At 37.9% G+C, this 20210-nt stretch carries 19 protein-coding genes; 17 read left to right on the top strand and 2 right to left on the bottom strand.

The features are described from left to right. Positions 1-84 precede the first annotated feature (84 nt). The 7 genes from AC4QJR_RS15070 to AC4QJR_RS15040 all read left to right on the top strand — a co-directional run bounded on the left by AC4QJR_RS15070 (position 85) and on the right by AC4QJR_RS15040 (position 6515). Entirely contained in the window at positions 85-2376 is a 2292-nt protein-coding gene (locus tag AC4QJR_RS15070) for a ribonucleoside-diphosphate reductase subunit alpha (protein WP_496523341.1), read from the top strand. Between the two features lie 33 nt (positions 2377-2409). After that, positions 2410-3456 carry a ribonucleotide-diphosphate reductase subunit beta gene (locus tag AC4QJR_RS15065; RefSeq protein WP_496523340.1) on the top strand — a complete coding sequence of 349 codons (1047 nt, stop codon included), beginning with the start codon at positions 2410-2412 and terminating at the stop codon, positions 3454-3456. After that, complete coding sequence (locus AC4QJR_RS15060) at positions 3453-3905, top strand: flavodoxin domain-containing protein (protein WP_496523339.1); 453 nt, start codon at positions 3453-3455, stop codon at positions 3903-3905. Before AC4QJR_RS15065 ends, AC4QJR_RS15060 begins: the two co-directional genes overlap by 4 nt. 272 nt (positions 3906-4177) lie before the next feature. Next, on the top strand, positions 4178-4657 hold the full coding sequence (locus tag AC4QJR_RS15055) for a PaaI family thioesterase (protein ID WP_496523338.1): 480 nt from the start codon (positions 4178-4180) through the stop codon (positions 4655-4657). A 247-nt stretch (positions 4658-4904) separates the two neighbouring features. Then, positions 4905-5285, top strand: coding sequence for a CidA/LrgA family protein (locus AC4QJR_RS15050; protein ID WP_496523337.1), 381 nt, complete (start codon positions 4905-4907; stop codon positions 5283-5285). Beyond that, a complete protein-coding gene (locus AC4QJR_RS15045) occupies positions 5266-5958 on the top strand; it encodes an LrgB family protein (RefSeq protein WP_496523336.1) in 693 nt (230 codons plus the stop codon). The genes AC4QJR_RS15050 and AC4QJR_RS15045 overlap by 20 nt, the downstream gene beginning before the upstream one ends. 143 nt (positions 5959-6101) lie before the next feature. Beyond that, a complete protein-coding gene (locus AC4QJR_RS15040; RefSeq protein WP_496523335.1) occupies positions 6102-6515 on the top strand; it encodes a hypothetical protein in 414 nt (137 codons plus the stop codon). Between the two features lie 8 nt (positions 6516-6523). Here the strand turns inward: AC4QJR_RS15040 and AC4QJR_RS15035 are convergent, their stop codons facing one another. After that, positions 6524-7444, bottom strand: coding sequence for a TetR/AcrR family transcriptional regulator (locus AC4QJR_RS15035; RefSeq protein WP_098571305.1), 921 nt, complete (start codon positions 7442-7444; stop codon positions 6524-6526). 184 nt (positions 7445-7628) lie between these two features. Here AC4QJR_RS15035 and AC4QJR_RS15030 point away from each other — a divergent pair, with 184 nt between their 5' ends. From AC4QJR_RS15030 to AC4QJR_RS15020, 3 genes are all read left to right on the top strand, one after another. Further along, positions 7629-9170 (top strand): DHA2 family efflux MFS transporter permease subunit, encoded by a 1542-nt coding sequence (locus tag AC4QJR_RS15030; protein WP_375376880.1) that lies wholly within the window; start codon positions 7629-7631, stop codon positions 9168-9170. A 110-nt stretch (positions 9171-9280) separates the two neighbouring features. Beyond that, positions 9281-9883, top strand: coding sequence for a branched-chain amino acid aminotransferase (locus AC4QJR_RS15025; RefSeq protein ID WP_496523334.1), 603 nt, complete (start codon positions 9281-9283; stop codon positions 9881-9883). An 83-nt stretch (positions 9884-9966) separates the two neighbouring features. Further along, positions 9967-10740 (top strand): cobalamin-binding protein, encoded by a 774-nt coding sequence (locus AC4QJR_RS15020; RefSeq protein ID WP_496523333.1) that lies wholly within the window; start codon positions 9967-9969, stop codon positions 10738-10740. A 197-nt stretch (positions 10741-10937) separates the two neighbouring features. Here the strand turns inward: AC4QJR_RS15020 and AC4QJR_RS15015 are convergent, their stop codons facing one another. Beyond that, positions 10938-11237, bottom strand: a complete 300-nt coding sequence (locus tag AC4QJR_RS15015) for a hypothetical protein (protein WP_496523332.1) — start codon at positions 11235-11237, stop codon at positions 10938-10940. A 139-nt stretch (positions 11238-11376) separates the two neighbouring features. On the opposite strand from AC4QJR_RS15015, the gene AC4QJR_RS15010 reads away from it, so the two are divergent. From AC4QJR_RS15010 to AC4QJR_RS14980, 7 genes are all read left to right on the top strand, one after another. Continuing rightward, positions 11377-12057 carry an NAD(P)H-binding protein gene (locus tag AC4QJR_RS15010; RefSeq protein WP_496523331.1) on the top strand — a complete coding sequence of 227 codons (681 nt, stop codon included), beginning with the start codon at positions 11377-11379 and terminating at the stop codon, positions 12055-12057. A 12-nt stretch (positions 12058-12069) separates the two neighbouring features. Next, on the top strand, positions 12070-12876 hold the full coding sequence (locus AC4QJR_RS15005; protein ID WP_496523330.1) for a uroporphyrinogen-III synthase: 807 nt from the start codon (positions 12070-12072) through the stop codon (positions 12874-12876). Positions 12877-13511: 635 nt separating this feature from the next. Then, positions 13512-14882: an NAD(P)-dependent oxidoreductase gene (locus AC4QJR_RS15000; RefSeq protein ID WP_496523329.1), complete on the top strand. Its 1371-nt coding sequence runs from the start codon at positions 13512-13514 to the stop codon at positions 14880-14882. Between the two features lie 33 nt (positions 14883-14915). Next, positions 14916-16202 carry an NAD-dependent dihydropyrimidine dehydrogenase subunit PreA gene (gene preA / locus AC4QJR_RS14995; protein ID WP_496523328.1) on the top strand — a complete coding sequence of 429 codons (1287 nt, stop codon included), beginning with the start codon at positions 14916-14918 and terminating at the stop codon, positions 16200-16202. A gap of 21 nt (positions 16203-16223) precedes the next feature. Beyond that, a complete protein-coding gene (gene hydA, locus AC4QJR_RS14990; RefSeq protein WP_098571297.1) occupies positions 16224-17642 on the top strand; it encodes a dihydropyrimidinase in 1419 nt (472 codons plus the stop codon). Between the two features lie 381 nt (positions 17643-18023). Continuing rightward, the gene (locus AC4QJR_RS14985; RefSeq protein ID WP_098571296.1) at positions 18024-18239 is read left to right on the top strand and encodes a hypothetical protein; all 216 of its coding nucleotides are present in this window, start codon (positions 18024-18026) and stop codon (positions 18237-18239) included. Between the two features lie 123 nt (positions 18240-18362). Next, positions 18363-19994, top strand: coding sequence for a PucR family transcriptional regulator (locus AC4QJR_RS14980; RefSeq protein ID WP_496523327.1), 1632 nt, complete (start codon positions 18363-18365; stop codon positions 19992-19994). Positions 19995-20210 lie beyond the last annotated feature (216 nt).

Genomic DNA, 20210 nt, shown 5'->3' with positions numbered 1-20210 from the left:
AGTTAATTATTTCCTTTTGTAATGTTATCGTTTCATCCGCTCAATTCCCGTTGAGCGGATTTTTTTATTATAGGGGGAAATGAAATGAAAATTGAGGAACTGCAATCTGAACATAATTACGTTTTAGAATCTATAGAACAAGTTTCAGAGAAATATCAGATTAATACAATGGAACTTAGAAACAAACTAAGTCAACTTGATGTAACAGAACTAGAAGCAAATCAACAAGCTCTAGTATATGCAGTGAATCAAATCGCAATGGACCAGCCGGATTGGACATTTGTCGCTGCCCGTTTATATCTGAATGAACTATATGGAAAGGCTGCAAAAAGTCGCGGATATGAACGTTCTCTAAAATATGGAGATTTTTATAACTTAATAAAAGAATTAACAGATATAGGGATCTATTCTAATGATCTTTTAAACTTATATAGTAAGGATGAAATCGACCAGCTGGCGAAAGAGATAAATCCAGAACATGATTTATTATTTAATTACATAGGGTTATTTTTACTAGCGGATCGTTATCTTGCTCAAGATTATAATCGAAATGTTTATGAACTTCCCCAGGAACGGTTCATGATTATTGCAATGACCCTCATGAAGGATGAAAAAATGACTGAACGCCTGCATCTTGTGAAGGAGGCATATTGGGCATTAAGTCATTTATATATGACGGTTGCCACACCGACTCTTGCAAATGCGGGGAAAAGCTTTGGGCAGCTTTCTTCCTGCTTTATTGATACAGTAGATGACTCACTTGATGGCATTTATTTAAATAATTGGGATATTGCCCGGTTAAGTAAAGATGGCGGAGGAATTGGAATCTATTATGGTAAAGTTCGCGCCCTAGGTTCCGATATTAAGAGATTTAAAGGAAACTCATCTGGTGTGGTTCCGTGGATAAAATTGGTAAATGATACAGCTGTCAGTGTTGATCAGTTAGGTCAGCGTCAAGGGGCCATTGCTGTGTACCTTGATTTGTTCCATAAAGATATCATGAACGGGTTTCTTGACTTGAAAACAAATAATGGGGATGAACGCCGTAAAGCCCATGATATTTTCACAGGTGTTTCCATACCAGACCTCTTTATGAAAAAGTTGGAAGTGAAAGATGAGCACGGTAGAAGTATAGGACAGTGGCATACATTTTGTCCTCATCAAGTAAAACAAATGATGGGCTGGAAGGATGAACAGGGGAATCCGCTTGGACTAGAGGACTTTTATGATGAAACAGATGTTAAATATTTTACCGAAAAATATGAAGAGGCCGCAGCTAACCCGCTTCTACCTCGCAAAACTTACCGTGCCATGGATATCATGACACGGATCATGGTTGCTCAATTAGAGACAGGCACCCCGTACATGTTTTATCGTGATGAAGTAAACAGACAAAATCCAAATAAGCATGTATTGGGTAAAGGTCGAACTTCCATTTTTTGCAGTAATCTTTGTACAGAAATTGCTCAAAATATGTCCGCAACGACGATTGTGAACGAATATCAGAATGATGAAGGGCATATCGTGATTGTTCGGAAACCAGGAGATTTCGTTGTTTGCAATTTATCTTCTATTAATCTAGCAAAAGCAGTACCGGCGAATGTCTTAGAACGTCTCATTCGTATTCAGGTAAGAATGCTCGATAACGTGATTGATTTAAATACCATAACGGTTGGACAGGCTCAGGTTACGAATAAAAAGTACAGAGCCGTTGGGCTTGGTACATTTGGCTGGCACCACTTATTAGCATTAAAAGGGATGTACTGGGAATCTGGTGAGGCGGTTAATTATGCAGATCGTTTGTATGAGGAAATTGCGTTCCATACTATCAGTTCGTCAATGGAGCTGGCAAAGGAGAAGGGGGCTTATAGCCAGTTTAGTGGTTCTGAATGGCATACCGGAGAGTATTTTGAACGGAAAGGTTACAAATCAAATAGGTGGAATCAGCTGAAGAGGGATCTTTCAATTCACGGGATCCGGAATGGTTGGTTGATGGCGATTGCACCCAACTCCTCAACGGCGAAAATAGGAGGTTCCACAGATGGAATCGATCCCATCTATTCAGTTGAATTTGCAGAGGAAAAGAAGAACTTTAAATTTACAGTGACTGCACCTGATTTAAATCATAGAACATACGAATATTATCGTCGTTCGAGACATGAATTAGATCAAATATGGAGCATTAAACAGAATGCCGCACGAGGTCGCCATATTGACCAAGGTATTAGCTTTAACCTCTATGTAAGGCACGATATAAAGGCAAAAGACTTGCTAAACCTTCATATGGAAGCTTGGAAGCAAGGTTTAAAGACCACTTATTATGTCAGAAGCACTTCCCAAACTGAAATTGAAGAATGTGAGGCATGCCACAGTTAACAACTATTAACATCGATCGGAGGAACTATTTATATGGATATTCACAACCCACTGCCTAGAATTAAATTGCTAAACCCTGATTTTCCTAATAAATCCACTGGAATTATTAACGGACAATCATCTGGATTGCTCAACTGGAATGATATTGCTTACCCGCAGATCTACGATTTATATCAAACATTGTTATCAAATTTTTGGAAAGCACAAGAAATTAATATGCAAGATGATATTAAACAATGGGATCTTCTTAGTGCAACAGAAAAAGATGTTTTCTTACGAATTAATACACAACTTGCTTCCTTAGATAGCCTGCAAACACCTACCATGTTTCAAGTGATGGACTATGTGACAGATTCTAGTTTTAAAGCAATATTCGCGGTGATTGCTCAGCAGGAAGCGGTGCATAATGAGTCCTATTCGTACATATTAAGTTCTCTTGTACCCATCCATGAACAAAAAGAAAGGTTCAATCAAGCAAAAAATGATCCCCTTGTTCGAAAAAGAAACGATCTGATCTTAGATGCATATGAGAGTTTCAGAAAGAATCCAACACCTCAAAATTTATTTCAACTTGGAGTGAATTCTATAAATCTTGAGGGTATATATTTTTATGCTGGTTTTGCTTTTTTCTATCACCTTGCCCGTCAGCAAAAAATGCTTAAGACCAGTACGATGATTAGTTATATACAACGAGATGAAATGCAGCATGCATATTTTATGGCCCAGTTTCTCCGGATACTCTTATCAGAAAACCCGGAGTTATATACTGAAGCGAATATGGATTATGTGTATAAATCGGTAGAACAAGCAGTCCAGCTGGAAAAGGAATGGGCCCATGTCATTTTGAAGGATATAGAAGGTATTAACTTGGACGAATATGAAAAATATACCGAATATCTTGCTAATAAGCGGCTCCGGCAGCTTGGATTACAGAACTTATTTAAAGAAAGAGATAACCCGATGCCGTGGATCCATGTTTTCAGTGATGAAATGATGAATGAAACAAAATCCGATTTCTTTGAGCAGAAGTCGAGGACCTATGCAAAGGTTACACAATCCAACGGTTTCGATGAATTATGAAAGTTGCTATCATATATTCTTCTAAAACAGGAAATACAGAAGAAGTTGTTCATTTAATTTGGAAGTTATTTTTAGTAGAACAGTTTGATGTCACTCTTTATCGGATAGAAGAAATTCAAATTAGAGACCTAATCAACTACGAGGCTGTTGTGATTGGAACCTATACCTGGGGAAATGGGGAAATTCCTCAAGAAATGATGGAATTATATCGTGCCTTCGAAACAATGGATGTGAAGAGGACCATGACGGGTATCGTAGGCACAGGAGATAGTGGCTATCCGAAGTTTTGTGGCGCTGTTGATGAATTTAGAGATATGTTGTACGTTCACACCAAATTAATTGTCACCCTTAAGATTGAGGTGAATTTACAAATGAATGACATTGAGCGGTGTCGAAAGTTTGTTGGTATTTTCATGGATCAGTTAAACCAGAAGCAAACCATTGTGTAGTCATTTAAGTTGTTTGAATAGTTTTAAATGAGTTTGAAGACCTCTTGTAACACAAGGGGTCTTTCAATAAACCTTATTGATATGACTGCTCTATTCCTTCTATTAAAAATCCAACATACTTTACTGCTTTCCGGTTAATTTTAGGACTGTTGGTGTCAGGCACCATGTGAAAATAGTTCATATTTCAAATATTTAGTTAATTGGTTGACCTAATAATTTTTTCAGTGCTATTATGTGAATGAAAGCGTTTTCTTTTAAGGGGGAGAAGTTTAATGGAAGATAGGGTTGTAAATGCAATTCAAGATGAGTATCCGGATGATTTTGCCTGGTGTTATGGCTGTGGTCGATTGAACGAAGAGGGACATCATTTTCGGACTGGATGGCAGGGTGATCAGACTATAACTATTTTTACACCAGAAAAAGAGCATTTAGCGCTTCCTGGTTTTGTTTATGGCGGCATTGTTGCCTCATTAATAGATTGTCATGGAACAGGGTCTGCTTCATTGGCACTCCATTGTAAAAATGGACATGAAGCGGGTGATGGTACAGAGCCCCCAAGGTTCGTGACGGCTTCACTAAATGTGAACTTTCTCAAGCCTACTCCACATGGGATCCCTTTAAAAGCAATCGGCAGTGTCCATGAAATACATCCTAAAAAGTTTAAGGTTGAGACAGAAGTGTATGCGAATGATATTCTCTGTGCTCGTGGCGAGGTAGTCGCTGTAGTCATGCCTAAATCCTTTCTTAAATAGATAGTCAAATATTTAGTTTTTAGCCGATTCCTACTACGTGGAATCGGTTTTTTATTAATCATCGGGAACACGGAATTAAAAGGAAGTTTATCTAACAACAATTTAATCGCTTTAATAAAATTCATGTTAGAAATTATTCCATGTATACAGAAAAACTCAAATAGTTGTGTAATACTGACGTTAGAGAAATTAATTGTGAACCCATAAAAAAAATGGGTGGTTAAATTTAAAACAGGGGGTGAGCCGAATGGTTCGTACTATTGCTCAGTTTCTCACAATATTGGTTATATATTTAACTGGAACAAGGATCGTTACTTGGCTTGAACTTCCTGTCCCTGGAAGTATTGTTGGAATGGCACTTTTATTTATTGCATTGGTGTCGGGTTTATGTAAGCTCCAATGGGTCGAAACAGCAGCCCAGCTGCATATTAAACATATAACACTTTTATTTATTCCTTTCATAATAGGTGTATGGCATTTTGCAGGGATTTTTAGAGTAGAAGGAATCAAATTAGCCATCATCCTAGCAGCAAGCAGCTTGGTTGTTCTTCTTGTGACAGCTTTTATTGCTGAGTATTTAGAAACGAAAAGGAAATGGAGGAAACAAAATGGGAACAATAATCTCTAATATATTGTTGTGTACCGGCATAACTGTTATAAGTTATGCAGCAGGGAATAAGGTATTTAAAGCTTATAAAAAGCCATGGTTAAATCCGTTATATACGGTAACAGTGTTCATCATGTGTTTATTGACACTTTCTCATGTACAAGTGGCCCAATATTCATCTGGAACAGGATTATTCTCCCTTTTATTAGGAACTGCCACCGTGTCCCTGGCAGTTCCCTTATATAAACATGTGAGAATTATTAAGAAAAATTTCCTGATTATTTTCTGGGCGGTCATGCCTGGTACATTGACGGGTGTAATTTCAATTATCTTGTTGACGAAGTTTTTACACATGAATAAGGAAATAATGTTGTCACTTATTCCAAAATCGGTCACTGCTCCAATTGCTTTATCAGTATCCCAGACATTAGGAGGGATTCCGTCACTGACGATTTTATTTGTCTGTATATCTGCGATATTTTCATTAATGATTGGTCCCTTTCTTTTAAATGTAACTAGGATTAGAAGTAGAATTGCTAAGGGGTTAGCGTTAGGAACATCTGCTCAAGCAATTGGTGCCAACCGTGCCTTTGAATGGGGAGAAATAGAGGGGGTCATGGGTAGTATTGCTATGATTACTTCTGCGTTGATCATGTCTGTTATGATCCCCCTATTCTTACAACTATACCTTTAAAAAATATCCTATTTTATCGGAAATTTGATTATTAGCCGTACATCCTAAAAACTATTTTAACGAAAATGTAATATTTCTATCCGAAACCAAAATTATCCATCCCTCGTCAAATTATATAACGAGATATATAGGGAGGCGAACGGGTGGAGTGGATTAGAAAAATTGCCATTACCTTAGTGATCGTTTCGGTCACAGGATCTGTTCTAGTTGTCAGTAGTTTTGGTTCTGCACTTTTTCAGGAGGGGAATCCAATCCCATTAATGATTTCTGCTATAAAGCTTCACTTATCTGATTCTGAATTTGAACTTTTCTCAAAAACTGAGAAACGAAGCAAATACTTATCAGAAAGTAACGGTAATAGCCATTATAATGTTGTAAAAAAATATATGAAATCAAAAGGGTGGAAGTTTCAAGAACAGATGGGATCAGGGCTTATATTTACAAAAAATGGTGAAGATGCAATCGTAGTTGTAAAACAATATTCTAGGAATTATTTTATTTGGGAAATTCAACAACGCTTTTCAAATAATAAAAGCCTTACATATACAAACCCCTAATCCTTAGATTAGGGGTTTGTATCTTCCGACTCACTAGAACTATAAAAAGCCTCAATCAGTTCATCAAGCTGCTCAAGTTCTTTTTTCCAAAGTGAAGCTGGGTTTTGCTTTAAAGATAGAAAGGCACTTTGAATAAGAAACTTTCTTGGGGATCTTGTATGGATGATTTCTTCTTGTATAAAATCTAAAAGTTCATGGTATTTGTTTTGCTCACTTAAATCCTTAATACTCTTGGTTATTGACGTCCTTATTGTTAAGGCTAATTTCGTCAACTGGGTTAATATTTCATGATTGTTTTTTGGACAATCAGGGACCCATTTTTCTAAAGTTTTAGGTTCGATTAATTGATCCCCTGATTCAGCCACTTCATCAACCATTTTAACCATTCGCGCGACGCAGTAGCGGACCACACTACTTACTTTTTCACCCGATTCATGGGCCAATCGATTGTATTGAATATTATATTGGATTATCCCTTGAAACATAATCGCACAGTCCAAGAGAAATGGTTTTTTGTCTTCACCGAAGATGTCGATAAACCGATTGTAATACCAACGAAGCGAATTTAAACGCGCCCGTTTGATGTATTGTTTGAGATCTGCGTCATTTGATGCTAGTACTTCCTCATAAAGGGCAAGTAATTTGTTTTTCCTATTAGAAATCATTTGTAATTCCACTTGCTTAATGAAAATCTCAATACTGGCCGGGTTTTGACCGATTAATAAATCGTTTCGGTCCTTTTCTAGTTTCTTGTAAATTGTTTTATAAATAGCGATTAATAATTCGCTTTTAGACGAAAAATAATTATAAAATGTTCCTTTGGAAATCCCGCTATAGTCTAAAATATCTTGAATAGACGTTGCTTGAAATCCTTTTTCGATAAATAATTGATGAGCCATATTTACCACATGCAGTTTTCGGTCATTCATAAAATCACCACTTATTTCAAATTGTACTAATAGTATAAAAATATAGTACATTATTTAATACATGATTACAAACCCATAATTTTTCAGGTTTTTTTAATTGCAAAAGTTGAACTGAGCGTATATTATTATGTAAGTGTGAAACAGGGGTATAAAAATTTGAACATTTATTATAGGGGGAAATTTAATGGATCAAACCATAAAAAAGACTAGCAAACCACCGTACGGAATCCTTGCCGTGTTAATGGTTGGAGCTTTTATTGCTTTCTTAAATAACACATTACTTAATATAGCATTGCCTTCAATCATGAAGGATTTAGAGATTGAAGCAGCTACAGTTCAATGGCTGACAACTGGATTTATGTTAGTGAACGGAATTCTCATTCCTTTATCAGCCTACTTAATTCAAAAATTTTCTGTTCGCCAGTTATTCTTAGCTGCAATGATTTTGTTTACAGCAGGAACCATTTTAGCAGGTTTTGCACATGCGTTTCCATTATTATTAACGGGTCGGATGGTTCAGGCTTCAGGGTCAGCGATCATGATGCCATTGTTAATGAACGTTATGTTAACCAGTTTCCCAGTTGAAAAACGTGGAATGGCGATGGGGGTTTTTGGTTTAGTGTTAATGTTTGCTCCAGCCATTGGACCAACATTATCGGGCTGGATTATTGAACACTATGACTGGAGAATGCTCTTCCATTTTGTCACACCAATCGCGATTGTTGTTGTTTTACTTGGAGTTTTCTTACTTAAAGATAAGAAGGAGAAAGTCGATATCCGCTTGGATTTCCTATCTGTGGTGTTATCAAGTGTTGGATTCGGTGGAATTCTTTATGGATTTAGTAAAGCAGGTACAAAAGGATGGGATAGTCTTGAGGTCTACGGTACCCTCGCAATCGGTGTTATTTGTTTAGTAATATTTATCCTTCGTCAATTAAGTCAAGAACGACCACTTCTTAACTTCCGGATTTATAAATACCCAATGTTTGCTTTATCATCTGCTATTTCTATGATTGTTACGATGGCGTTGTTTTCAGGGATGATCCTCTTACCAATTTATGTCCAAACAATTCGAGGAATTTCTCCTTTAGATGCTGGTTTATTGTTACTGCCAGGTGCGATTTCAATGGCAATTATGATGCCAATAACAGGGAAATTATTCGATAAATTCGGCGGACGTACGTTAGCCATTATTGGTTTAGGGATTACTGTGGTAACAAGTTATATGTTTAGTAAATTAACACTTGAAACAACATATACTCATTTAATTATTTTATATACAATCCGCATGTTTGGGATGTCAATGGTTAACATGCCAGTGACAACGAACGGTTTGAATCAGTTACCAGCTCGCTTTTATCCACACGGTACAGCGATGAACAATACGATGTCTCAAGTATCTGGTGCGATTGGTACGGCATTGTTGGTCACAGTGATGACAAACCGTGCGAAATCTCATGCAACAGAATTAATTGCAGCAGCTAAAAAGGCAATGCCAGCAGATCCGTCAGTAAAAATTACAGAAGCGATGCAATTAAAAATGCAGCATGATATTCAAATGAAGGCCATGTTAGAGGGTATAAATGATGCATTCTTTGTTACAGTCTTCATCGCCGGTCTTGCATTGGTGCTAGCGTTATTTATAAAACGCGCGAAGCAAGCGGAAGATCCAGGGGATGTAAAACCTTCTACACAGAATGTAAAGGCTAAATTAGCGGAAAATTAATCATAAATAATGGGGGTGACTATAAAGTCACCTCTATTTTTTTGTTTCCTTTCATTTTATAGTAGAATAAGGAGAACAAGGAACTGTGAAAATAAGGAGGAGCAATTTAGATGATAAAAGACCATATCCTACAATACATAGATGAAAGGCAATCCAATCAAAAGACAGGGGCAATCACACTTTTTAAAGAAGAAAAGGAGTATGCTGAAAAAAACCAACTAGCTGGAAACCTTCAACTTTCAGAGAAAGATGCGAGTATCCGATTCGCTGACGCATACATTGAACGGTGTGATAAAGAAACAGAAAACATGTTGAAGAATGAATCATCAGCATTTTTAAATGAGCGTCTTGATTACTTAAAAAAGCATAAAAATGAGTTTATTTACGTTGAATCAAATTGGTTTGATTTAATAAGTGTCGAAGCTGTTTCTTTAGAGGCAGATGATGTCTTTGGGACCTATGATGTTATGTTAGGTTTAAAGCTGCAAAAGAAATTTGAAAAATCATTAAGGGGAAATTTAAATAGCCTCCTAAACGGGGATGAAGCGAAATTTGATTTAATGTTCAGTCAAGATGACGGCTTATGGAATTTGAATTTCGCCTTAAATTTTGTCGAGGGTTACAAGGAAGAGTTAACCATAGGTGAGGCATTTCAACTCATTTACCGCTTTTTATTTCAGTTGGTGGAAGCGGTCGAAGGTGAACGGAAATAAACTTGGTCAAAGACGCCTGGATAGTAATTGATATCCATGCGTTTTATGATTAATCGCTAATTAGGGAGGAGAGATATTAAAAGATGCGAGTCATTTCCTTATGCCCGAGTAATACAGAAATTATTGAATATCTCGGTTTAACACACATGTTGGTAGGAGTCGACGATTTTTCCGATTGGCCGGCTTCAATTGAAAGTCTGCCTAAATTAGGTCCTGATTTGTCAATTAATATGGATTTGGTTGAAGAATTAAAACCAGATTTGGTCCTTGCATCTTTAAGTGTTCCAGGGATGGAGAAAAATGTGGAAGGTTTACAGATACGTGGAATTCCACACCTTGTGTTAAATCCGCAATCACTAACAGACATTGAAAATGACTTAATGATAACGGCTGAAGCACTCGGAGAGCATAAACGTGGAGTAGAAGCAGTAAGGCAATTTCGTTTTAGCCTTGATAAAGTTAAACAGAGAAGTGCAAATCAATATTTCAAGCCAAAATTGTACTGGGAATGGTGGCCAAAGCCAATTTTTACTCCAGGTAAAAGAAACTGGCTCACGGAGATTTCTGAGGCTGCTGGAGCAGCGAATATTTTTCAGGATGTGGATTTAGCAAGCGTTCAAACGGAATGGGAGGATGTATTATGCCGTGAACCTGATTTCATTTGTCTTGCTTGGGTAGGAGTGAGAAAAGAAAAAATCCACAAAAGCATTGTTAAGAAGCGTGAAGGATTTGAAAAACTAGGATATGAAAGTGATGATCGAATTCTAATTCTTGAGGAAGAGCTCTACTGCAGACCCTCCCCAAGACTCATTATTGGTTTAGAAAGATTAGTAGAGTTAATCCATAGAATTCACTGAGTACTTGTAATGTTTAGGGCAAATGAACAGGTCGTTCATTGCCCAAGTGGAGATAAAAATTCACTAAACGGTAAATAAAACCGTCTTTCATTACCCATAGGAGTGTAATTATCCTCATTACGGTAAAAGAAAAGATTACAAAAGATGATTTTACCGTCTAAATGAAAAGGGAGAGCTTAGTAGCCCTCCCAAAAAGTTCAACTAAAATCCTCATCTGAAATCGAGATTGCCGAACCTGTTGAAGTATGTTCGTTTATCCATCCCAGCGAGGTTTCAGATACACTCGTCCAATCAGGTATGATATCCTTATGCTGCTCGACCCAGCTCATACAGTATTGTGGATCAATATTATAATCAAGGCACTGAGCTAAGAAAGATTGGATGGTATCTTCATTGCAATTTTGCCATGACCCACAGGTATTACTCCACACATTTTCCATTTTTGTTTGCAGTGAAACCTCATTAATAAAATTACTAAATTGAAAATCGTTTGACATATATGTTCCTCCTTTATTAAAAATTCACATTCATAAGTATGTCCAATCTGAAAATAATTGAACAAAAATCCACCTATTAATTCAAAGTTTGTGTAATAATCTTAATAAAGCAGTTGGTTGGAATAAAAGGAGTTTAGATATGGAAAACAAAAGAAAAACAGCTCTAATACTAGGTGCTACTGGACTAGTAGGAAAAGAATTGGTAAATATCCTCATCCAACAAAAAACCTATGAAAAAATCCATTTGTTAGTACGAAGACCAATTGTAAGTCATCATCCTACATGTGAAGTGCATGTTGTTAATTTTGAGGAACTTCATACATACCGAGAATTATTTCAGGTAAGGGACGTTTTTTGCTGTTTAGGAACGACCATTAAAAAAGCAAAAACTAAAGAAGCATTTCGAAAAGTAGATTATGAATATCCGGTCGAGGCAGCTAAAATAGCGAAAAGTTGTGAGGTAGAGAAATTTCTTATTATCACTGCAATGGGAGCAAATGCTAAATCAAGTATTTTTTATAATCGAGTAAAGGGTGAAGTGGAAGAATCTTTAGATAATATAAGTTTACCATCTCTACATATTTTTAGGCCATCACTTTTATTAGGGGACAGAAAAGAATTTCGTTTCGGAGAAAATATTGCCGCAAAAACAAATGCCATTATCAATGTACTCATGGTTGGTCCATTACGACCTTATAAAGCCATTGAAGCTAAAAACGTTGCAACGGCAATGGCAGTAGTAGCGAAAGTTGGAAAAAGTGGGATGAATGTTTATCCTTCGCATAAGATCGAACAAATCGCAAAAGAAAAATTAGTCTGAGAGGTATGTACAATGGAAAAGGGTTTGACCGGAAAGAAAGTCGTTATCTGTGGTTCGCGAAAAATAGAAGAAATAAGTACACTAATTGAAAAACAAGGAGGTGTTCCTCTCGTTCGACCCCTTCAAGGGACAGTATTTTTAGCAGAGAAAGAAGTAGAACCAGATATACGTGATTTCGTGGAAAATGGGGCGGATTGGGTTATTTTCACCACTGGAATTGGCTTTGAAACACTTGTGGATTTAGCTGCAAAACTTGGATTAAGTGATTTATTTTTAAAGAATATCCGTGAGGCCAAGATCGCCTCGAGAGGATACAAAACACTGTCTGCACTGAAAAAATATGATCTAAAACCACTTGTGGTCGATGTGGATGGAACAACAAAAGGATTAGCACTAGCACTCGAAACCGTTGATTTCTCGGGAACAAGAGTTATGGTTCAACTCCATGGTGAAACAGCACCTGCGTTAACAAAATTTTTAGAAGAGCGTGGGGCAACTGTAGAAAAAATTCTTCCATATCAGCATATTGCACCTGATAAAGAGGTAGTAGTTCGGTTAATACATGAACTGCAGTTCGATAAGTGTGACGCGGTTTGCTTTACCACAGCTACCCAGGTACACTCGCTTTTTGAATATGCGAGAGAACATAATATCTATGCAGATATCGTGACCGCTTTCAATAAAAAGGTCGTTGCTGGTGCGGTTGGGAAAGTAACCGAAGCAGCTTTAAAAGATGAGGGAATCCAAAGAATTGTGGTCCCTGAAAAGGAAAGAATGGGAGCTATGGTGGTCGAGTTAGCTAAATATTTTTTGAATTAATCTGATTTAAGTGTACCTCCTTTACGGTGGGTACTTTTTTTTTCAAAAAAACCGGAATTCCTAAATAGTAGAAAATGTCGAGAAGTTTTTACTCATACTGTATCAAAGATTTTGTTTTTATAAGAGAGAGGAAGTCCTATTAAACATGTAAAATTCAGGTAATCAAACTCTACAAGGCCACCAAATAAAGTATGTAAGAAAAATTGACAATTCGATATAATATTACAATTTTTTTGATATCATTATGTTAAATTGAAAAAGTATCAGAAAAGAATATAAAAAAATCTTGCCCTCTATGAAAACTTTATCCAATATTCCTTTTTATGCTTACATACATCAATGTACCCTCTCTGATTCTACATTCTTAGGAGACATCTTACTTTTTTACATAATGGTTAATATATTGCATGCATTCTTTTACAGATTGTCAGGTGAAATGCCTATTTACAGTCTGTAAAATTAAAATAGGATGCAGAATTTTCTGCAAAATACATATATGAACAAAAGGAGTTGGTCCCTTTTTGGTAGTATCATATTTATAAAGCGCTTACATTCTAATCTCAGTAAAAAAACAGGAAAACTTTCTGCCTTCAAAAAGTTTTAAAAATCGGTATATAAATGAAGGAGGTTTCTTTATGGCGAATGATAAAATGCAGCGTATTTCCTTATCTAATCTTGAAAAAAACTTTCTAGAAGTGGAAAGTGGGCTTACAAACCGTGAGGCTGTGGAAGAATCCAATCGCTGCCTCTATTGTTATGATGCTCCGTGTATTAAAGCCTGTCCGACAGGTATTGATATTCCTACTTTTATTAAAAAAATTGCTTCAGGAAACTTATTAGGATCTGCCAAAACAATCATGTCATCCAATCCTGTTGGTGCAAGTTGTTCGCGGGTATGTCCTACTGAAGAATTATGTGAAGGTGCTTGCGTGCTAAATCACTCTACTAAACCAATTATGATTGGTAATTTACAAAGATATGCTACTGATTGGGCAATGGTAAATAATCAAACACTTTTTCAACCAGGTCAAGCCAATGGAAGAACCGTGGCTGTCATCGGCGGGGGGCCAGCGGGACTATCCGCAGCTAGAGAACTGGCAAGGCTAGGATACGAGGTTACAATTTTCGAAGGTTCTGAGAAAGCGGGCGGTTTAAATACGTACGGAATTGTATCTTTCCGATTACCGCAAAGAATTTCCTTCTGGGAAGTTGAACAGGTTGAGAAATTGAATGTCGATATTAGAACTAACACGTTTGTCGGTAAGGATATTTCTGTAGAAGAGATCACGGAAAATTTTGATTATATTATCCTGGCAGTAGGTATGGCTCATGTACCAAACCTTGGCGTGGAAGGTGAAAACCTAGAGGGTGTATATGATGCGATTGAATTTGTCAAAGCAACCAAAAGCGGTCAGTTATCTGAAGATTTTGTTGGAAAACGCGTTGTTGTCATTGGGGCCGGAAATACCGCGATAGATGGGGCAACTTGTTCTGTCCGATTAGGAGCAGAAAACGTCAAAATCTTATATCGAAGAACGGAAGAAGAAATGACCGCTTACGACTTTGAATATGAATTTGCCAAACAGGACGGTGTGGAATTCCGCTGGTTGACGGCTCCAAAACGGATTATTGGTGATGAAACTGGTAGGGTGACTGGCATTGAGTGTATCAAAATGGAACTTGGCGAACCTGAAAAAGATGGTCGACGACGTCCAACTGCCATTGAGGGGTCAGAGCATGTCCTGCCGGTCGATGCTGTGGTGAAAGCAATTGGTCAGACCAGACACCTCAAACTGATTGAAGAGTTCGGCATCGAGCATAATGGTGGGGTAGTCAAGGTCGACTCTGAAACCTTACAAACTTCCAACCCTAAAGTATTTGCCTGCGGAGATGTTGTGTTTGGAAAAGGCAATGGTGACGCCATGGTTGTTACGGCTGCACGACAAGGTAAAGATGTGGCTTATGCGATTCATAAGCAATTTTCCTTCGTAGGGATGTCAAACTAATATCTCAAATGAAAATAGAGAGGAGAAAAATAAATGGCTGATTTACGTACTAATCTTGCAGGGATTAAATCTCCGAACCCGTTCTGGCTTGCGTCAGCACCGCCGACCAACTCTGGCTATCAAGTACAGAGAGCCTTTGAAGCAGGGTGGGGTGGGGCAGTTTGGAAAACGCTGGGTGATCCGATTCTGAATGTATCTTCAAGGTTTGCTGCTGTAAGTTTTAACGGACAAAGAGTGGCAGGCTTTAATAATATTGAACTAATAACTGACAGACCATTAGATGTTAATTTAAAAGAAATCTATGAAACGAAAAAGAGATTTCCAAACCATGCCATTATTGCCTCGCTCATGGTGGAACCGAAGCAAGAAAAGTGGCATGAGATTGTTAAACGTGTTGAGGATGTCGGGGTGGATGGGCTTGAGTTAAATTTCGGATGTCCACACGGGATGGCTGAGCGTGGCATGGGTTCTGCTTCCGGTCAGGTACCAGCCTTAGTTGAAAGGCAAACCTATTGGGCGAAAGAAGTAGCTAAGACACCTGTTATTGTAAAATTAACGCCAAATATTACCGATATAACAGCGACGGCCGAAGCGGCTTGTAATGGTGGTGCTGATGCGATTTCTATGATTAATACGATTAATAGCTTGATGGGGGTCGACCTTGATTCATGGAATACCATTCCCCATGTTGCCGGAAAAGGAGCACACGGCGGTTATTGTGGACCTGCAGTAAAGCCAATTGCTTTGAATATGGTTGCAGAATGTGCAAGACATCCACGAATTAACGTTCCAATTTCAGGGATTGGGGGGATTTCTAACTGGAAGGATACCGTTGAGTTTATGTTGATGGGTGCAACTGGTGTACAAGTTTGTACAGCCGCTATGCACCATGGTTTCCGCATTGTCGAGGACATGATTGAAGGTCTTAGCCATTACCTCGATAGCAAAGGGATTGCTTCGGTTTCTGATATCATTGGGAAATCCGTTCCTAGATTCTCTGATTGGGGCAATTTGGATTTAAACTACAATATCGTTGCTCAAATCAATAAGGATGTTTGTATTAATTGCAATAAATGCCACATTGCCTGTGAAGATACTTCGCACCAATGTATCGATATGCTGACAGACGAAAATGGAAAGAGTTACCTCAAGGTGCGTGAAGAAGATTGCGTCGGCTGTAATTTATGCTCGATTGTTTGTCCAGTTGATGGAGCCATTGACATGGTGGAGGCCACGAGGGAATTAGCACCAATGACTTGGAATGAACGTCAAGCTGCCTTAAGCGGCGTAGCCCAATTTAAAGCAGATATTATCAAATAAATGATACGGAGGGAATTATCGATGAAAAAAATAATCAAAAATGGCACGATTGTTACCGCTGCTGACACATATCAAGGAGAAATATTAATCGAGGACGGCAAGATCACCCAAATCGGCTCGAATTTATCAGCTATCGGTGCGGAAGTTATTGACGCAAAAGGCTGTTTTGTTTTTCCTGGCGGGATTGATCCACACACTCACCTCGACATGCCTTTTGGCGGAACGGTAACAAAGGATGATTTTGAGTCAGGCACGATTGCAGCTGCCTTCGGGGGTACGACAACGGTTATTGATTTTTGCTTAACCAACAAGGGTGAGCCGCTGAAAAACTCTATTCAAACCTGGCATGATAAATCGAAAGAGAAAGCTGTCATTGATTATGGGTTCCATTTAATGATTTCAGAAATCAATGAAGATGTCCTGGGTGAACTTCCACAGGTAATTAATGAAGAAGGTATTACTTCCTTTAAGGTATTTATGGCATACAAAAATGTATTTCAAGCAGATGATGAAACCTTGTTTAAAACACTTATTTCCGCAAAAGAACACGGTGCCTTGGTGATGGTCCATGCAGAAAACGGAGATGTCATTGATTACTTAACCAAGAAAGCCCTTGATGAAGGGAATACTGCGCCAATTTACCATGCTTTAACAAGACCTCCAGAATTAGAGGGGGAAGCGACTGGACGTGCCGCAAATTTCACAGGGCTTGCTAATTCACAGTTATATGTGGTCCATGTCTCCTGTGCGGATGCAGTAGAACAAATTGCTAAAGCACGCAGCAAAGGCTTTGATGTTTGGGGGGAAACGTGCCCGCAATATTTAGTCCTTGATCAAAGCTACTTAGAGAAACCGAATTTCGAAGGTGCAAAATATGTTTGGTCTCCGCCGCTTCGAGAAAAGTGGAATCAAGATGTTTTATGGAATGCTTTGAAGAGTGGTCAACTGCAAACTCTCGGCTCCGATCAGTGCTCCTTTGATTTTAAAGGCCAGAAAGATTTAGGAAGAGATGATTTTACTAAAATTCCAAATGGAGGCCCGATTATTGAGGATCGTTTGTCGGTTTTATTCTCTGAGGGAGTGAAAAAAGGACGGATTAGTCTAAATCAATTTGTCGATATTACTTCCACTAGAAGTGCGAAGCTATTTGGTTTATTCCCTAAAAAAGGGACAATCGCCGTTGGGGCAGATGCAGACCTTGTGATTTTTGATCCGAATATCGAACGAGTAATTTCGGCTGAAACCCACCATATGGCTGTGGATTATAACGCATTCGAAGGAATGAAGATCACTGGTGAACCAGTTTCCGTATTGTCCCGTGGGGAATTTGTTGTCCGTGACAAGCAGTTTGTAGGTAAACCAGGTTCGGGCCAATATTTGAAGCGAGCCAAATATAATAAGAATGCACTTGTCAACCAAAGCGAAACACTATCAATCTAATAATGATAGGAAAAATGATTAATAGATAGGCTGTGTTTAAGGTTATTGTTGATTTTGGCACAATGTTGATTGGGGCGGAAGGCCGAAGACTCCTGCGGGAGTACGGGGCAGGGGAGACCCCGCAGGCGCTAAAAACGCCGAGGAGAAAGAAAAGCGGAAGCGCCTTGTCCAGCCCCGTCAAGCGCTGGAGGTCCTGCCGTTGAAGTCGTTTTTTGACTTCAGCGGCAGGACCGAAGCGACCTCGAGGGGCTAGGCGCTGCAGCTGGAAAGGCTCCCCGCAACGCCCGCGGAAAGCAAAGTGCCTGGAGAGGAAATCAATAGACCAATTTAACACAGCCAAAAATTATAAAAGAATTATATGAATTTAAAGGGGGAGCTTGGATGTCAGATTATCAGCAATTTTTAGATGAAAGAGACAAAATTGATTTTCTTATCCAAAAGGGATATCAGATCAGTGGTGTAAATGAACATCTAAACGGGGCAACCGTTGAATTTGTCCACCCAAACGGAAATATAACCGAAATACTTAAGATTGGAACAGCAAATGCCCGTAAGTATTTTACTAGTCTATTATTAAAGCAAAACCACACCAGCTAGTCCATGCCTAGAGAAATAAAGGTATACTTCCCTATCATTCATTAGAAATAAATGAAAGGATTGGTTGCAAGGCCAATCCTTTTTAATCCAATATTTTTGATGATATTTTCTAAGGAGAGCCAAATGATTAAAGACCATTTCCATTTAACAGTGGCAGATATCTTAAAGCGAAAGAACTTTGAACAATCCCACGTTATTGCGGGAGAAAAAGGTACTAAACGATTTGTCAAATGGGTTCATGTTGTCGAGGCCACGAGTATTCGTAATCTTCTTAATGGAAATGAACTTATTCTTTCAACAGGGATTGCTTGGAGGGAGAATACAAACTTATTTGTTTCGATGGTAAAAGAGTTTCTTGATAACCAAGCTGCAGGATTATGTATTGAAATGGGAACTTACATCACAGAGATTCCCGCGGAGGTCATACAAGTTGCTAATGAGCATAATTTCCCCATCATCGTTTTTTCAAAGGAAGTTCCGTTTGTACAAATCACTCAAGATATTCACTCGCTGATTATTAATCAGCAATACCAAAAGATATCTGATTTGGAAAATTACTCCCAAAGCCTAAATAAACGACTGTTAACGATTGAAAGTTATGAAGATATACTAAAATGTTTGTATTCTTCTCTGGATTTACAAGTTATTTTTCGTTTGAAAAATGAGGACTATGAATTTATTCCAGACATCAATCTACTCGAACAAAAAACAGTCATTCACCAGCTCAAGACATATAAAACAGACCCATGTGAAAACATTGCCTCCCAACCTATTTTCTTATTTGGGCAAGAATGTGCGGAGTTATTCATTTATTCTAAAAATCTACCAATCACTGAATACGATGTATTGATTCTAGATCGGACTGCTACAGCGCTGGCCCAGCATTTATTACGAGATATGTATGTTGAAGAAAAAAAGCGTGTCGAGGAGTTTGAGTGGTTGTATGGCTGGCTTGAAGGTGAACATTCCCCCGAAAGCATTAGTGAATATTTTGCGCAAAATCGGGTCAAAACAAAAACCAATGAAGCTGTAGTCTTAATTACTAGGCTTATTCCCCTCAAAGAGAAAATTACTCAAGATGTAACGTATTTAAAACTATTATTTCGTTCGGTCCTTGAACAAAATGGTTTCACGGTGTTTTCTGTTGAAAAAAGAAATGAAATAACGTTCATACTGGTAAACAACCGGACCAAGAAGAATGTAAAGGAACGAATGAAAACAGCAATCGAATCCATACTTGAATCAGAGTTTATTAGAAAACAATGTTCAGCGAAAATAATGATTGCTGCTGGAAGTTTTATCGGAAATTTAAATGAAATACATAAAAGTTATCAAACTGCAAAAGAAACTCAGCGAATTCAGCAAAAGATGTCTAATAAAGCTGACTATTATTTTTATGAAGATTTGCATTTATATCGGTTGATCTCGCAAATGAGTAAACATATCAATCTACAAGAGTTTGCTGCAGAGTATTTACAGCCAGTGATTCAATATGATCAGAAATATAATGGCAAGTTGTTAGAGACATTAAAGGTTTATTTAGAGTGCAATGGCTCAAAACAGGAGGCGGCGAGCAAGCTTTTTATAGTCAGGCAGACACTTTATCATCGCTTGCAAAAGCTTGAAAGCATTCTCGGTGAAGACTTTATGGAACATGAAAAACGAGTTGCCATTGAATTTATGCTGCTGGTCCAAGACTATTTAGCATCTTCCCCATCCAGTATAAATTATCCTAAATATCAAATATTGGAATAATGGCTGATAGTTGCTCATACCGCCAAAGAAATGCCCTGCCTCATTTCACATTGTATCTAATGAATGAATACTTTGGATACGAGAAAATGAGTTTATAGGGTTTATATATAACTAGAAAATTTCATAAAAAGAGATAAAAATTAGGAGGTTTATCTATATATATGAATGCAACAAAAAGGATACGTCCGTTTTAAAGAATTAAAAAGTACAAGTAAT

The organism is Neobacillus sp. BP17, from assembly GCF_059579525.1.
This window is presented reverse-complemented; position numbering and strand designations above follow the sequence as displayed.

Excerpts from the sequence above, each read along its gene's own strand:
- hydA (WP_098571297.1), top strand. The coding sequence starts at position 16,224 with ATGAAAAAAATAATCAAAAATGGCACGATTGTTACCGCTGCTGACACA.
- AC4QJR_RS15010 (WP_496523331.1), top strand. The coding sequence starts at position 11,377 with ATGGAAAACAAAAGAAAAACAGCTCTAATACTAGGTGCTACTGGACTA.
- AC4QJR_RS15045 (WP_496523336.1), top strand. The coding sequence starts at position 5,266 with ATGGGAACAATAATCTCTAATATATTGTTGTGTACCGGCATAACTGTT.
- AC4QJR_RS15000 (WP_496523329.1), top strand. The coding sequence starts at position 13,512 with ATGGCGAATGATAAAATGCAGCGTATTTCCTTATCTAATCTTGAAAAA.
- AC4QJR_RS15050 (WP_496523337.1), top strand. The coding sequence starts at position 4,905 with ATGGTTCGTACTATTGCTCAGTTTCTCACAATATTGGTTATATATTTA.
- AC4QJR_RS15030 (WP_375376880.1), top strand. The coding sequence starts at position 7,629 with ATGGATCAAACCATAAAAAAGACTAGCAAACCACCGTACGGAATCCTT.
- AC4QJR_RS15035 (WP_098571305.1), bottom strand. The coding sequence starts at position 7,444 with ATGAATGACCGAAAACTGCATGTGGTAAATATGGCTCATCAATTATTT.
- preA (WP_496523328.1), top strand. The coding sequence starts at position 14,916 with ATGGCTGATTTACGTACTAATCTTGCAGGGATTAAATCTCCGAACCCG.
- AC4QJR_RS15015 (WP_496523332.1), bottom strand. The coding sequence starts at position 11,237 with ATGTCAAACGATTTTCAATTTAGTAATTTTATTAATGAGGTTTCACTG.
- AC4QJR_RS15070 (WP_496523341.1), top strand. The coding sequence starts at position 85 with ATGAAAATTGAGGAACTGCAATCTGAACATAATTACGTTTTAGAATCT.
- AC4QJR_RS15025 (WP_496523334.1), top strand. The coding sequence starts at position 9,281 with ATGATAAAAGACCATATCCTACAATACATAGATGAAAGGCAATCCAAT.
- AC4QJR_RS14985 (WP_098571296.1), top strand. The coding sequence starts at position 18,024 with ATGTCAGATTATCAGCAATTTTTAGATGAAAGAGACAAAATTGATTTT.
- AC4QJR_RS15065 (WP_496523340.1), top strand. The coding sequence starts at position 2,410 with ATGGATATTCACAACCCACTGCCTAGAATTAAATTGCTAAACCCTGAT.
- AC4QJR_RS15055 (WP_496523338.1), top strand. The coding sequence starts at position 4,178 with ATGGAAGATAGGGTTGTAAATGCAATTCAAGATGAGTATCCGGATGAT.
- AC4QJR_RS14980 (WP_496523327.1), top strand. The coding sequence starts at position 18,363 with ATGATTAAAGACCATTTCCATTTAACAGTGGCAGATATCTTAAAGCGA.
- AC4QJR_RS15005 (WP_496523330.1), top strand. The coding sequence starts at position 12,070 with ATGGAAAAGGGTTTGACCGGAAAGAAAGTCGTTATCTGTGGTTCGCGA.
- AC4QJR_RS15020 (WP_496523333.1), top strand. The coding sequence starts at position 9,967 with ATGCGAGTCATTTCCTTATGCCCGAGTAATACAGAAATTATTGAATAT.
- AC4QJR_RS15060 (WP_496523339.1), top strand. The coding sequence starts at position 3,453 with ATGAAAGTTGCTATCATATATTCTTCTAAAACAGGAAATACAGAAGAA.